The organism is Brevundimonas sp. (assembly GCF_036400995.1).
Taxonomy (GTDB): Bacteria; Pseudomonadota; Alphaproteobacteria; order Caulobacterales; family Caulobacteraceae; genus Brevundimonas.
On sequence record NZ_DASWWG010000123.1, the window covers coordinates 1 to 13,449 of the forward strand.

Below are 13,449 nucleotides of genomic sequence, written 5' to 3' on the forward strand. Positions count from 1 at the left end.
AGGGCGAGGGCGGACAGGCCGGGCGTCCGGCCGTTTTCCTGCGTTTCGCCGGCTGCAATCTGTGGAACGGGCTGGAGCGCGACCGCGCCGCGGCCGTCTGCACCTTCTGCGACACCGACTTCGTCGGAACCGACGGCGACGGGGGCGGCAAATTCACCACCGCGGACGCCCTGGCCGACCATGTCGCCGCGATGTGGCGGGGCCGGGCAGGGGACCCGAAGCTGGTGGTGTGCACGGGCGGCGAACCGCTGCTTCAACTGGACGCCGCCCTGATCGAGGCCCTGCATGCGCGCGGCTTCGAGATCGCCATAGAATCCAACGGCACGCTGGAGGCCCCGGCGGGCATCGACTGGATCTGCGTCAGTCCCAAGGCCGACGCCCCGGTGGTCCAGACCTCGGGGCAGGAACTGAAGCTGGTCTTCCCCCAGCCCGCGGCCATGCCGGACCGTTTCGAGCACCTCGCCTTCGAGCGCTTCTGGCTCCAGCCCATGGACGGCCCGGACCAGGCCGCCAACACGGCGGCGGCGATCGACTATTGCCTGAGCCGTCCCAAATGGCGGCTCAGCGTCCAGACCCACAAATACATCGGCGTCCGCTAATGCCCGTCTTCGAGATCACCAAACAGGCCACCTTCGATGCGGCCCACCACTTCCCCAACGAACCCGAGGGCAGCATCTATCGCCGCGTCCACGGCCATTCGTTCACGGTCGAGGCGACGGTGCGGTCCGAGGTGCTGGACGTCGAGCACGGCTGGGTCGCCGACCTCGGCGCGCTGGATCGCGCGCTGAAAGCCGCCGCAGAGAAGCTGGACCACGGGATGCTGAACGAGCATGCGGGGCTGGAGCTGCCGTCGCTGGAGAACCTGTGCCTGTGGTTCGTCGGTCAGCTGAAGCCGGACTGGCCGGGGCTGTGCCGCGTGCAGGTGGCGCGCCCGACCATCAATGAGCGCTGTGTGCTGAGCCTCTAGGGTCGCTCAGCACTCCTGGCCGCGACGCTGGCGCTGTTCGCAGCGGCGCTGTTCGCGCTCCCACTGGCGTTGCTCGCGTTCGCGCTTGGCCCTGGTTTCCTCGTCCGAAGTGGTCACGGCGTCGACGCCCGCGCCGACCACGGCGGCTCCGGCGCCGACGACGGCGGCGCCCGCACCCACAGCGGCGCCCACGATACAGCCCTGCAGCAGCAGCGATCCGGCGAGGACGGCGGACAGGGCGGCGAGCCGCTTGATGGTCTTCATGATGAATTCTCCCGACGGCGCAGGGTTAACCCGGGATTGGTGAACACAGTCTGACGGCGCGACCCGCCGGAAATGCGGCGGGCCGTTGCCGCCCGGCGTCGCAGGCCCTAGAAGGCCGCCTTCGCCACGCGCGACCGGGCGGCTAGCTCAGCTGGTCAGAGCACCTCGTTTACACCGAGGGGGTCGGGGGTTCGAACCCCTCGCCGCCCACCATCCTGAACCCTGACGAAACCTGATCGTTCGCGGCCACGGACACTTGCTGTCTTGGCGGTGTCAGAAACGCCTGTTTTTCTGCGCGCATGATCATGCGCCGCACCCTGGGACTGTCCTTCACCGCCCTCGGCGGCCTGGCCCTGGCCGGGCCCGCGCTGGCCCGCCGCGGCGCCATCACCGTGCCGATCACCGTCGGGACGCGCGTCCTGATGGATGTGACGCTGAACGGGCAGGGGCCGATGCCCTTCGCCGTGGACACCGGCGCCGTCGTGTCCGGTGTCCGTCAGGCGGTGGCTGACCGGCTGGGGCTGACCCGGCTGCGGCGGGTGACGCTGAACGGCGCGTCCTTCCCCCTCTACGGCGTGGACGAGATCGTCTACGGCGGGACGGTGCGTCAGGCCGACGCCTCGCTGTTCGGTCTCGAGGCGCCGCGACTGGGGGCCGAGGGGCTGCTGGCCGCCGGCCTGCTGACCACCTACGACAGCGAACTGGATTTCGAGCGCGGCGAGTGGCGGGTGCATCCGGAAGGCGGGCCGGAGCGGGGCGGGTTCGAGCGTCTGGATTCGGAGCTCAGACAGGTGGGCGCGGGGTCGCAGAGACCGTTCGCCGACGTGCAGCTGGACGGACGCCGGTTACGGCCTGTCTGGGACACCGGGATGCCGCACGAAATCTCGATCCCGCACCGGATCGGCCATGAGATGGGGCTGTGGCGGGACGACCGGCCGTTCGGCCTGCTGCGCATCGGCGGCATCCAGGGCGTGGCCGAGCAGCCGGGTCGGGTGGTGCGGGCCGACCGGCTGGTCATCGGCAGCCATGTCTATGAGCGCCCGCTGGTGACCATCCGGCCGCCGGGCGGACCGCTGGGCGAGACCGTGCTGGGCCTGCCGGTGATGCGGACGCTGGACCTGTCGCTGGACCGCTCGCAGGGCAGCGTCTGGGTGCGCCGCAACGGCCTGTCGGTCGGCGAGGGCAATCGCTACGGCAACGCCGGAACCTGGCTGGAAGAGGCGAACGGCGGCGTGCGCGTGGATCAGCTCAGTCCCGGCAGCCCGGCCGCCGAGGCGGGCCTGCGGATCGGCGACATGGTGCAGGGCGAGGGCGGTCTGGCGGGCGCGATCCGGCGGCTGGGCGGTCCGGACGGGGCGGAGCGGGAACTGACCGTCCGCCGGGGCGGTGAGACCCTGACGGTCCGCTTCATCCTGTCCAGCTACCTCTGATCGCGACACAATGAAAAGGGCCGCCGGTGATCCCGGCGGCCCTTCGCATGTCCGGCGCTGACCGGTTCTAGAACCGGAAGCTGGCCCGCAGGAACAGCATGTAGCGGACGTAGTTGTCGAGCATCTCGGCGTCGGCGCTGACCGACAGCATGCCCAGCTCGTTGCCGACGTTCAGGCGGAAGCCGACGATCGGACCGCCGCCCTCGATGGTGTCCGGCGACAGGGTGAAGTCCGGACCGCCCGAGCGGAAGCGGGCGATGGTCTCGCCCGGATCGACCGAGATGTTCTGACGCCAGCCGAGGCGCAGTTCCGGCTTCAGCCAGCTGTTCTGGCCCATCGACATGCCGATGTTGATCGCGGCGGTGGCCGAGAACAGGTGGCCGTCGCGGTCATCGATCTCGAGATCGAAGCCGTCGCCGCCGCCTTCTTCAACGTGGCCGTCCTCGCTGAGCGAGAAGTACTCGATGTAGCCTTCCGGACGGATGCTGAAGCGACCGAAGGTGCGCTCGTACGAGGCGCCCGCGGCGGCCGACAGGGTGAAGCCGTTCCAGTCGGAGGTGTTGGTCAGGTTCAGGCCGGCGCCGACGAAGCGACGCTCCGACTCGAAGGTCGCGTAGCCGGCGGCCGCGCGGGCCCAGGTCGTCCAGTACTGACCCTGGGCGCGCCAGTAGAGGCCCAGCTCCAGCAGGTTGGCGGACAGCACTTCCTCGGCTTCCGATTCCGGATCCTCGAGGTCCGACGAGGTGAAGGCGACCGACAGGCCCAGGGCGCCGAGGCCCGAGCCGCGTTCGATGCCGCCCGCGACGCCGAAGCCTTCCGAGCGGAAGCCGTAGGTGTCGGTCTTTTCCTTGTCGGCGTAGAAGTTGATCTCCTGCACCCAGGCGCTGGTCTCGCCCGGCGCGGCCGAGGCGTTGCGGCCGGTCAGGGCGCGGGTCACGGCGTCGACGCCCGAGGCCAGCGACACCAGCGGACCGCCCGAGTGCTCGGGCAGCAGCTGTTCGTACAGGTTGATGAACTCGTCACGGCCCAGCTGCGCCAGGAAGGCGGCGCGCATGTCGGCGTCGCGGCTCAGCGAGCTGTAGAAGGCGTCGTACATCGACGCTTCGACCGGGATCAGACCGGCTTCCTGGGCCGTGCGCTGACGGACGTCGGCGTAGACGGTGTTGTTCGCCGCATCGATGCCGCCGTCGACGACGTACAGATAGGGCGAGTTCTCCTGGAAGGAGTCCATGTCGATCGAACCGGCGTTCAGCGTGCCGGCGTTGATCAGGTCGAAGCGGGCCGGGCCCTGCAGCAGCGAGTTGAAGCGCACGCCCAGGCCGGCGCCGTTCGCCAGGGTGGCCGTGCCCGAGACGTTCAGGCCGCCCGCGGCGTTGCCCGCGCCCGGATCGATGGTGACGATCAGGTTGCCGTCGGCGCCGACGTTCAGGCTGGTGACGTCCAGCGCCGTCGTCTGGTGGGTCTCGAGGGTGCCGTTGCTGATGTTGATGGCCAGGTCGCCGTCGGCGTCCGACAGGGCGCCGCGCACGGCCGCGCCGCCCGAAACGTTCAGGGAGTCGGCGCCGGCGCCGAACGAGATGTCGCCGATCACCTGGCCGTTGCGGATGTCGAAGACGTCCGCGCCCGAGCCGAGGCGTACATCGCCGATCATGACCGGCTCGTTGGTGTTGGTGACGCCGTCGCCGTCGTCGTCCGGATCCGTGCTGGTCGGGGTGCTGGCGATGCCGTCCTGGATGACGGTGACGCCGCTGGTGTTGGCCGACACGTCGATGGCCACGGTCTGGCTGGTGATCGGATCACCGTCCGCGTTGGCCGAGGAGACCGCCTGGATCGAACCGGTGTTGGTGATCGAGGTCAGGGTGCCGCTGAGATCGCGGATCGCATAGACGTCGGCCACGCCGCCGCCGGTCGAGGCCAGGATGTTGCCGTCGTTGTTGAACAGCGGAAGGTTGGCGCCGGCGTCGACCTGGATGGCCACGCCCGTGGCGGCGACATCGCTGGAGACACCGGCGGTGATGATGCCGTTGTTGAAGAACTGCGGGGTGGTCGCGCCTTCGCGGAAGTGAACGGTGGTGCCGTCCGCGTCGTAGGTCAGGGTGGCGATGGTGCCTTCATTGCGCACGCCGCCGTCGATGGTGACCGTCTGGCCGGCGTTGCCGCCGAACACCAGCGCCGTCGAATCGATGCCGTCATAGACGCCCTGGCCGGTCAGGGTGCCCCGGTTGATGAAGCCGTAGGCGTTCGTGCCCGTGCCGGCGACGCCGAGGGTGATCGACTCAGTGGCCGAACCGACCTGGACCGCCGCGGACGAGCCGTAGCTGTTGATGGTGCCGGTGGTTTCGTTGGCGTCCGGGATGCCGTCGGCGTCCTCGTCGGCGTTGGCGGTGTCGGCGTCCGTCGGCGGACGGTCGACCACGACCCCGCCCGAAACGTTCGAGGTGATCAGCACGGCCGGGCCGCCCTGCAGCAGGTCGTCCGCGTCCAGCTTGCCGATGAACTCGTCCGAGCCGCGGGTGGTGTAGCGATAGCCCGAGGCGTCGATGCTGCCCTGGAGCGTCAGACGGCCGTTCACATCGCCGCCGATCGAGACGGCGCTGGAGTTCTGGCCGCGCACGCTGATGGTGCCGAGCAGATTGACCGGACCGGTGACGGTGCCGAGCGTGCGGATGGCGGTCGAGTTGTCGCCGAAGACGCGGATCGTGCCCTGCGACTGCAGGCGGCCGATCAGGTTGCCCTCGATCGAAATGCCGTGGGAGTTGTTGCCGTCGACGCTGATGACCGCGGCGGACCCGACCTGCAGGTTGCCGGTCATGTCTCCGCCCGAGGCGACGCGGATGCCGTAGCGGTCGGTCCCGGTAGCCCACGGCCCGTCCAGGTCGCCGTCGCTGTCCGTATCGGGATAGTCGGTGATCGAGTCGCCGATGGTGATCGAGCCGTCGATCTGGAGGTTGCTGGTCACGCCCGGGCCGACCAGCACGCCGGTCGCGCCGCTGTCGGCCGCCGTCATCGTGATGGAGCCGTTGCCCAGGATCGAAAGGTTGTGGTTCGAATCGATCGTCACCGCCGTGCCGGTGGTCAGCGAAATGACGCCGCCCGAGGCGATCTCGATATTGTCCGGTCCCGAGCCCGTGGCCGTCGACGTCCGGATCGGAGTCGTCCGGTTGGTGTTGATCACCACGTCGGCCGCAGCCTGGGAGGCTGCCAGCAGGGGAGCGATCGCCACCGCGGTCGCGAGCAGAATACGCATTCGAAGAAAACCCCTGTGGACGACACGCGCAGAGACGCCGGCGATCCTCTAACAGGGACCGTGCCAGCGTGCCTCAAGTTTCTCGAATTTGAGGCGAATGCAAGGCCGAACGCGTGGACGGGTCACGGTTCCAAAGCGGCGCTATTGCCAAAGAAGCGATCAAAGTGATATCACTTTCATATCGTTTCAGGAGGGGACAGATGACCACCACCCATTCAAAATCCACCGAGCGCCCCGCGGCGACCGCCAACGGCGTGCTCATGCTGCTGGTCGGCCTGGCGCTGATGGTCGGCGGGCCGCTGGTCGTTGTGGCGGGGCCGGACAATATCGCCCTGGTCATCAGCGGGATTTCGCTGGCGACCCTGGGTCTGCTGCTGCTCTGCGGCCTGTACTCGCTGCAGCCCAACGAGGGCGTGGCGATCCTGCTGTTCGGCGACTATCGCGGCACCGATCGCAAGACCGGCCTGCGCTGGGTCCTGCCCTGGTACAGCCGCAAGAAGATCAGCCTGCGGGTCCGCAACCTGACCAGCGACAAGCTGAAGGTGAACGACAAGCGCGGCAATCCGATCGAGATCGCGGCCAATGTCGTCTGGCGCGTCGAGGATTCGGCCCAGGCCCTGTTCGACGTCGATGACTTCCAGCAGTTCGTGAACATCCAGGTCGACACCGGCCTGCGCGACATGGCCTCGCACTACGCCTATGACCACGGCGAGGAGCATGAGCTGACGCTGCGCGCCGACGCCGAGGACGTCGCGGCCCGCCTGCGGGAAGAGCTGGTCGGTCGCGTGGCGGTCGCCGGCGTGGTCATCGACGAGGCGCGCATCGCCCACCTGGCCTATGCGCCCGAGATCGCCAGCGCCATGCTGAAGCGCCAGCAGGCGGAGGCGGTTCTGGCCGCCCGCCAGCTGATCGTGAAGGGCGCCGTCGGCATGGTCGAGAGCGCGCTGAACGATCTGGGCGAGCGCGGCGTGGTCGAGCTGGACGAGGATCGCAAGGCGGCCATGGTCTCGAACCTGCTGGTCGTCCTGTGCGCGGATCGCGAGGCCCAGCCCGTGGTCAACACCGGCACCCTGTACGGCTGATCATGGCGGGCAAGCCCAGGAAGCCCTTTCTGATGCGCGCGTCCCCGGGCGTGATGGCGGCGGTCGAGAAATTGGCCGCCGCCGAGCTCCGTTCGGTCAATGCACAGGTCGAGATTCTGCTGCGCGAGGCGCTGGCGCGGCGGGGCGTTCCGACCCCGGACGATCCGGGTCCCCAAGAGGACGCTTGAGCTTCGCCGAAAGCGGGGCTAGGGGCGCTTTATGGTGAAGTCTCACATGTCCCGGGTTCGCAAGGCCCGTCGCATCCAGAAGCGGGTCAAGCGCGTTGGCAATGCCGGCATAAGCGCAGCGGAGCGGGAACTGATGAGTTTGGCGGGTCTGGAGGTCCAGGAGGGCGAACTTCGCCTGATCCCGGGCTGGGACGAGGAAGTCTCGGAAACCCTGAAGGCCACCAAGCTGGCCGGAGAGGATGAGCGGCCCCGCTTCGTCGACACCACCATGCTGTACGCCCCCAAGTCCGGCGGGGTGAAACGCTACCTCCTTTCGAAGAAGGCGTGGCTGGAGCAGAATCGTCCGGGCGTGGCCCATTCGCTGGTCGTGCCGGGGCCGCATCACCGGGCGGGCGAGGACGGCATCATCCAGTTGCACGCGACCAAGCTGCCGTTCGGCGACGGCTATCGCTGGCCGACCTCGGTGCGTCGCTGGGCCGCGTGGGTGGCTTCGCTGAACCCCTCGCTTATCGAGGCCGGCGATCCCTACACCCCGGGTCAGGGCGCGCTGGAGGCCGGGCAACGCGCCGGGTGCCCGGTCGTCGGCTTCTGCCACTCCGACCCGGCCGGCCTGGCCGCGCTGCATTTCGGCGAATGGGCCAAGAAGCCGGTCGAGAAGCGCTGGGCCCGCCTGTTCGGCCAGTTCGACCGCGTCGTCTCGCCCAGCCGCTACATCGCGCGCCGTCTGGAAGAGGCGGGCATCAAGGACATCGTGATCCAGCCCCTGGGCGTCGAGATCGACACCTTCCGCCCGGATCGTCGCGACCGCGACTGGCTGCTGAAGAAGCTGAACCTGCCGGCGTCGGCGCGGCTGCTGTGCTTCGCGGGGCGTCCCGCGCGCGAGAAGAACATCGATGTGCTGATCGAGGCCGTCCAGAAGCTGGGCGACCCCTATCATCTGGTGCTGGTCGGGGCCGGGCAGGGGCTGCCCGCCGAGGAGCGGGTGATCTCGCTGCCGTATGAGGCCAATCCCAAGGCGGTGGCCAAGATCATCGCCAGCTGCGACGCCTTCGTGCACGCCAACGACAAGGAGCCGTTCGGCCTGATCGTGCTGGAGGCCATGGCCTGCGGCCGCCCGGTCGTCGGGGTGAACTCCGGCGGGGTCAAGGAAACGGTCGATAACTCGGTCGGCCAGCTGGCCGACGCGGCCGAGCCGGGCGTCTACGCCGAGGCGATCAAGGCCCTGTTCGAGCGCGACATCGAGGCGCTCGGGGCCGCCGCCCGTCAGAAGGCCGTGGAGCGCTTCGCCTGGAACCGCGTGTTCGAGGATCTGTGCATGACCTACGCCGACGTCAGCGGAAAGCGCGCCTTCATCGAGCCCGGCGGGGACTGGGCCGAGCACTAGGCCTCGACAGAGGGGCGGGGCGCGAGCAGTCTCCGGCGAAACGCCGGGGACCTCCATGAAACGCCTGCTGCTCGCGACCGCGCTGTCGCTGCTGACCGCCACCTCGGCCGCGGCCCAGACGGTCTATGTCGTCCGCCACGCCGAAAAGGCCGATGCGAGCTCCGATCCGGTGCTGTCGGCCGCCGGCGTCGAACGGGCGCAGGCGCTGTCCGCCGCGCTGGCGGACGCCCATCCCGACCTGATTCTGGTCAGTCCGCTGCAGCGCACCGCCCTGACGGCGGCGCCGACGGCCGGTCATCACGGCGTCACTCCGGTCGCCGTGCCCTTCGACGGCGGCGTGGAGGGGCAGGTGGCGGCGACCGTGGCGCGCGTCCGGGCCCAGCCGTCCGACGCCGTGGTGCTGATCGTCGGCCACAGCAACACCGTCCCGTTGATCGCGCGGGCGCTGGGGTACGCGGACGCCGCCGACATGCCGGAGTGCGAGTTCGACCGGATGACCGTCCTGCATCTGATGGGCGAAGGCGCGCACGGACAGGTCAGCCGCTACGGCGCCGCCGCCCACTGCGCGACGGAATAAATACCGGGTAATATTGACGGGCGGATTATTGCCCGGGTAAATCTCCACCGGTCGGCATGGATGGGCCATGCGCGGCGTGGACCAGACGACGATGCAGCAGGACCTGACGCAGGGCTCCATCAGCCGCAAGCTGATCGGCATGGCCGCCTTCATCGGCATGGGGCTGCTGTTCCAGACCCTCTACTATCTGGTCGACCTGTATTTCGTGGCGGGGATCGGGCCGGATGCGCTGGCGGGCGTCGGGCTGGCCGGGATCGTCTTCTTCCTCGCCATGGCTCTGGCGCAGATGGTCGGGGTCGGCGCCCTGTCCCTGATCGCCCGCGCCATCGGCGCCCGGGACTTCGCCCAGGTCGACGGCGTCTATCGTCAGTCCATGCTGCTGTCCGTCGGCCTGTCGGTGCTGACGCTGGCGGTCGGATACGGGTTCGGCGGCGCGGCGATCCGGGCCATTGCGGCAGACCCGGGCACGGCCGAGCAGGGGATCGCCTACCTGTACGGCTTCCTGCCCGCCCTGGCCCTGATGTTCCCCACGGGCGCCCTGTCCTCGGCCCTTCGGGCGGCTGGGGTCGTAAGGCCTACCATGCTGGTGCAGAGCGGCTCCGTGGTCCTGAACGCCGTGCTGGCGCCGGTCCTGATCGCGGGGTGGGGCACCGGACAGCCGCTCGGCGCCTTCGGCGCGGGGCTGGCGACCGCGATCGCCGCCGCGGTCAGCTTCGCCGCCAGCCTGTGGCTGTTCGGGCGGGTCCAGACCCTGATCCACGCCCCGATGCGCCCCACCGCGCCGGATCGCGCCGTCATCCTGCGGATCATCGGCATCGGCCTGCCGTCAGCCATCGAGTTCCTGCTGATGTTCGTGACCATGGCGGTGATCTATTCGCTGATCCGCCAGTTCGGGGCCGAGGCCCAGGCCGGGTTCGGCGTCGGGTCGCGGGTGATGCAGGCGGTCTTCCTGCCCGCCATGGCGGTATCGTTCGCCGTGGCGCCGGTGGCGGGCCAGAATTTCGGGGCCCGGCTGCCGGACCGGGTGCGCCGCACCGTGCGCGACGCGGCCCTGATGAGCACCGTCCTGATGGCCGCCCTGACCGCCCTGTGCCTGTGGGAAGCCCGCTGGCTGGTCGCGCCCTTCACGCCGGACCCCGCGGTGGCGGAGGTCGCCTCGACCTATCTGCGGATCGTGTCGCTGAACTTCGTGGCCACGGGACTGATCTTCACCGCCTCGGGGACCTTCCAGGCGCTGGGCGACACCCGTCCCGCGCTGGCGGGCGGCCTGCTGCGGCTGGCGGTGTTCGTGGGAGGCGCGAGCTGGGTCGCCGCCCAGCCGTGGGCCCGGCTGGAGCACATCTGGTGGGTCTCGGCGGCCTCGGCCGTCGTCCACATGCTTGTGGCCCTGCTGTTCCTCCGGCGGCAGCTGATGGTGAAGCTGGCGGGGCTGTCGGCCCCGGCCTCCGCTTAGCGCTCGACCTTGCGGATCTCCGGGCCGTTGACCTCGAACAGCTGATTGCCGGCCATCACATAGATCGGCAGGCGGTTCTGCAGCGACAGGAAGACGTGGGTCTCGACCGGGCCGTTGGAGACGATCTGGCTGATCATCAGGCCCGCGGGCCGTCCGGTCGCGCCTTCCTGCTGCCGGGGCAGGTTGATGCAACTGTTGGACAGCATGTCCCGGCGGACCACGGTCGAGCCGTCGGCGCTGATCCGGAAGCGGTAGTGGCCGCCGAAGGGCACGATGTTGGCGTCGGTGGTCGAGGTCAGCAGCCAGACCAGCCAGCCGTCGCCGTCGGGATCGGGCAGGACGACATTGTTCAGCTGCGCCGAGCACCGCAGGCGGCCGATGTTGGCGGCGGCGGTGTTGCGGGCGCGCAGGCGGGCCAGTTCGCCCGGGCTCAGTTCGCCGCTGGCCACTTCGGTCACGGCGCCGGCGACGCCGTCGCGGACCGGGATGTCATAGGCGGGCAGGGTGGCCTCGCCCTCCGTGCGGACGAAGCGGACCAGCAGGTCCGGGCCCTGTTCGACCACGATCCAGCCGGCCAGCCCCTGCACCGGCGCGCGGCCGTTCAGGTGCGCCAGAAGGGCGTCGGTGGCCACCCAGGCGGCGACGTCGTGGCGATAGATGGCCTTGCCGATCTCGGCGACCTTGTCGGTCGACCATTCCTCGACCGGAACCGGCGTGGGCGCGCGGTCCTGGGCGAAGGCAGGCGTGGAGACGGCGGCCAGCAGGCCGGCGGCGACAAGAGCGGCGATACGCATGAGAAACTCCCCCGATACGCGAGGGAGCCTAGCGTCACACGTCGAGGTCGGCCACCGCGAAGCGCGCGTTGTCCTGGATGAACTGGTACCGGGCCTCGGCCTTCTTGCCCATCAGGCGCTCGACCAGATCCTCGATCTCGGCCTCGTCCTCGGGCAGCTCGACCCGCGCCAGCGTGCGCTTCTTCGGGTCCATGGTGGTCTCCTTGAGCTGGGAGGCCATCATCTCGCCCAGACCCTTGAACCGGCCGATCTCGGTCTTCTTGCCCTTGAACACGGTCGCCAGCAGCTCGTCGCGGTGGGCGTCGTCGCGGGCGTACTCGGACAGGGCGCCCGCCTGGATGCGGTAGAGCGGGGGCAGGGCCATGAACAGGCGGCCCTGACGGATCGCCTCGGGCATGGAGCGGTAGAAGAAGGTGATCAGCAGGGCCGCGATGTGGGCGCCGTCGACGTCGGCGTCGGTCATGATGACGATGCGCTCGTAGCGCAGGTCATCGATGTTGAACCGGCTGCCCGGCTGGACGCCCAGCGCCAGAGCCAGATCCGACAGTTCCACGTTGGCGCGCAGCTTGTCGGCGGTGGCCGAGGCGACGTTCAGGATCTTGCCGCGCAGGGGCAGGATGGCCTGGGTCGTTCGGTCGCGCGCCTGCTTGGCCGAGCCGCCGGCCGAGTCGCCCTCGACGATGAACAGCTCGGTCCCTTCGGCGGCCTGACGGGTGCAGTCGGCCAGCTTGCCCGGCAGACGCAGCTTGCGGGTCGCGGCGGCGCGCTGGACTTCCTTGTCCTTGCGGCGCTTCAGGCGGTCTTCCGCGCGTTCGATGACGAAGCCGAGCAGGGTGTTGGCCTGTTTCGGGCTTTCGGTCAGCCAGTGGTCCAGCGGATCGCGCAGCAGCTGTTCGACCAGCTTCTGGCCTTCCGGCGAGGACAGGCGGTCCTTGGTCTGGCCCTGGAACTCGGGGTTGCGGATGAAGACCGAGATCATGGCGCCGGCGTTGGCGATGACGTCCTCGGCCGTGATCAGGCCCGCGCGCTTCTCGCCGGTCAGCTCGCCATAGGCCTTCAGGCCCTTGACCAGCGCGGCGCGGAAGCCCGCCTCGTGCGTCCCGCCGTCGGGCGTGGAGACGGTGTTGCAGTAGGAGCTGACGAAGCTGTCGGCCTCGCCGAAGCCGATCGGCGACCAGGTGACGGCCCATTCGACCGCGCCGGCCTCGCCCTTGCGCTCGACCCGGCCGGCGAAGGCCGGAGTGACGGTTTCAAGCTCGCCGATGCGCTCGGCCAGGGCGTCGGCCAGGCCGCCGGGGAAGTGGAGGGTGGCGCTGGCGGGGGTGGCGTCCGTGATCCGGTCCGGCGAGCAGGTCCATTTGATCTCGACGCCGCGGAACAGATAGGCCTTGGAGCGGGCCATGCGGAACAGGCGGGCGGGCTTGAAGGCCGCGCCGACGCCGAAGATCTCTGCGTCCGGATGGAAGCGGATCAGGGTGCCGCGCTTCTTCGACGGCTGCACCTGCTGGATCGGTCCCAGCACGTGGCCCTTGGAGAAGGACTGCTTCCACTCGAAGCCGTCGCGCCAGACGGTGACGTCCAGATGGTCCGACAGGGCGTTGACGACCGAGACGCCGACGCCGTGCAGGCCGCCCGAAGTCTCATAGGCCTTGCCCGAGAATTTGCCGCCCGAGTGCAGGACGGTCATGACCACTTCCAGCGCCGACTTGCCCGGGTGCTTGGGGTGGGGATCGACGGGGATGCCGCGGCCGTCGTCGCGGACCGACAGGAAGCCGTCGGCGTCCAGATCGACCGTGATCAGCTTGGCGTGGCGGGCCACGGCCTCGTCCATCGCGTTGTCGAGCACTTCGGCGAACAGGTGGTGCAGCGCCCGCTCGTCGGTGCCGCCGATGTACATGCCGGGGCGTTTGCGGACGGGCTCCAGCCCTTCCAGCACCTCGATCGACGACGCCGAATAGCCGGTGGCGGCCGCGGTCGTGGCGACGGCGGTGTCGGCCGGGCGCGCGGCGGGCGGCGGCGTCACGGGCGCGACGGCCTGCGGGACGGGCGCCGGAGCGGGCGTC

General features: G+C 69.5%; 12 protein-coding genes and 1 tRNA gene. 9 read left to right on the forward strand and 4 right to left on the reverse strand.

Annotated elements, in window-relative coordinates:
* Positions 1 to 599: 7-carboxy-7-deazaguanine synthase (gene queE / locus VGE03_RS16465; RefSeq protein ID WP_331047560.1), on the forward strand; the 599-nt coding region annotated here is incomplete at its 5' end.
* Positions 599 to 967, forward strand: coding sequence for a 6-carboxytetrahydropterin synthase (locus VGE03_RS16470; protein WP_331047561.1), 369 nt, complete (start codon positions 599 to 601; stop codon positions 965 to 967). The genes queE and VGE03_RS16470, both read left to right, overlap by 1 nt.
* Positions 968 to 973: 6 nt before the next feature.
* Here the strand turns inward: VGE03_RS16470 and VGE03_RS16475 are convergent, their stop codons facing one another.
* The gene (locus VGE03_RS16475) at positions 974 to 1,231 is read right to left on the reverse strand and encodes a hypothetical protein (protein ID WP_331047562.1); all 258 of its coding nucleotides are present in this window, start codon (positions 1,229 to 1,231) and stop codon (positions 974 to 976) included.
* 136 nt (positions 1,232 to 1,367) lie between these two features.
* Between VGE03_RS16475 and VGE03_RS16480 the strand changes: the two genes are divergently transcribed.
* A tRNA-Val gene (locus tag VGE03_RS16480) sits at positions 1,368 to 1,444 on the forward strand.
* Positions 1,445 to 1,536: 92 nt separating this feature from the next.
* A complete protein-coding gene (locus tag VGE03_RS16485) occupies positions 1,537 to 2,661 on the forward strand; it encodes an aspartyl protease family protein (RefSeq protein ID WP_331047563.1) in 1,125 nt (374 codons plus the stop codon).
* Positions 2,662 to 2,728: 67 nt separating this feature from the next.
* Here the strand turns inward: VGE03_RS16485 and VGE03_RS16490 are convergent, their stop codons facing one another.
* Positions 2,729 to 5,908 (reverse strand): autotransporter outer membrane beta-barrel domain-containing protein, encoded by a 3,180-nt coding sequence (locus VGE03_RS16490; RefSeq protein WP_331047564.1) that lies wholly within the window; start codon positions 5,906 to 5,908, stop codon positions 2,729 to 2,731.
* A 200-nt stretch (positions 5,909 to 6,108) separates the two neighbouring features.
* Here VGE03_RS16490 and VGE03_RS16495 point away from each other — a divergent pair, with 200 nt between their 5' ends.
* The 5 genes from VGE03_RS16495 to VGE03_RS16515 all read left to right on the forward strand — a co-directional run bounded on the left by VGE03_RS16495 (position 6,109) and on the right by VGE03_RS16515 (position 10,592).
* Positions 6,109 to 6,990, forward strand: a complete 882-nt coding sequence (locus VGE03_RS16495; protein ID WP_331047565.1) for an SPFH domain-containing protein — start codon at positions 6,109 to 6,111, stop codon at positions 6,988 to 6,990.
* A gap of 32 nt (positions 6,991 to 7,022) precedes the next feature.
* Positions 7,023 to 7,178 (forward strand): hypothetical protein, encoded by a 156-nt coding sequence (locus VGE03_RS16500; RefSeq protein WP_331047566.1) that lies wholly within the window; start codon positions 7,023 to 7,025, stop codon positions 7,176 to 7,178.
* Between the two features lie 46 nt (positions 7,179 to 7,224).
* Complete coding sequence (locus VGE03_RS16505) at positions 7,225 to 8,562, forward strand: glycosyltransferase (RefSeq protein ID WP_331047567.1); 1,338 nt, start codon at positions 7,225 to 7,227, stop codon at positions 8,560 to 8,562.
* A gap of 55 nt (positions 8,563 to 8,617) precedes the next feature.
* On the forward strand, positions 8,618 to 9,139 hold the full coding sequence (locus VGE03_RS16510) for a phosphoglycerate mutase family protein (protein WP_331047568.1): 522 nt from the start codon (positions 8,618 to 8,620) through the stop codon (positions 9,137 to 9,139).
* 67 nt (positions 9,140 to 9,206) lie between these two features.
* Positions 9,207 to 10,592, forward strand: a complete 1,386-nt coding sequence (locus VGE03_RS16515) for an MATE family efflux transporter (protein ID WP_331047569.1) — start codon at positions 9,207 to 9,209, stop codon at positions 10,590 to 10,592.
* On the opposite strand, the gene VGE03_RS16520 is transcribed toward VGE03_RS16515, so the two are convergent.
* Complete coding sequence (locus VGE03_RS16520) at positions 10,589 to 11,386, reverse strand: hypothetical protein (RefSeq protein ID WP_331047570.1); 798 nt, start codon at positions 11,384 to 11,386, stop codon at positions 10,589 to 10,591. The two genes, VGE03_RS16515 and VGE03_RS16520, sit on opposite strands and share 4 nt — an antisense overlap.
* 34 nt (positions 11,387 to 11,420) lie before the next feature.
* Positions 11,421 to 13,449 (reverse strand): DNA topoisomerase IV subunit B (gene parE, locus VGE03_RS16525; RefSeq protein WP_414644980.1); only part of this gene is annotated, 2,029 nt, incomplete at its 5' end.

Excerpts from the sequence above, each read along its gene's own strand:
- VGE03_RS16470 (WP_331047561.1), top strand. The coding sequence starts at position 599 with ATGCCCGTCTTCGAGATCACCAAACAGGCCACCTTCGATGCGGCCCAC.
- VGE03_RS16485 (WP_331047563.1), top strand. The coding sequence starts at position 1,537 with ATGCGCCGCACCCTGGGACTGTCCTTCACCGCCCTCGGCGGCCTGGCC.
- VGE03_RS16495 (WP_331047565.1), top strand. The coding sequence starts at position 6,109 with ATGACCACCACCCATTCAAAATCCACCGAGCGCCCCGCGGCGACCGCC.
- VGE03_RS16510 (WP_331047568.1), top strand. The coding sequence starts at position 8,618 with ATGAAACGCCTGCTGCTCGCGACCGCGCTGTCGCTGCTGACCGCCACC.
- VGE03_RS16515 (WP_331047569.1), top strand. The coding sequence starts at position 9,207 with ATGCGCGGCGTGGACCAGACGACGATGCAGCAGGACCTGACGCAGGGC.
- VGE03_RS16475 (WP_331047562.1), bottom strand. The coding sequence starts at position 1,231 with ATGAAGACCATCAAGCGGCTCGCCGCCCTGTCCGCCGTCCTCGCCGGA.
- VGE03_RS16490 (WP_331047564.1), bottom strand. The coding sequence starts at position 5,908 with ATGCGTATTCTGCTCGCGACCGCGGTGGCGATCGCTCCCCTGCTGGCA.
- VGE03_RS16500 (WP_331047566.1), top strand. The coding sequence starts at position 7,023 with ATGCGCGCGTCCCCGGGCGTGATGGCGGCGGTCGAGAAATTGGCCGCC.
- VGE03_RS16520 (WP_331047570.1), bottom strand. The coding sequence starts at position 11,386 with ATGCGTATCGCCGCTCTTGTCGCCGCCGGCCTGCTGGCCGCCGTCTCC.
- VGE03_RS16505 (WP_331047567.1), top strand. The coding sequence starts at position 7,225 with ATGTCCCGGGTTCGCAAGGCCCGTCGCATCCAGAAGCGGGTCAAGCGC.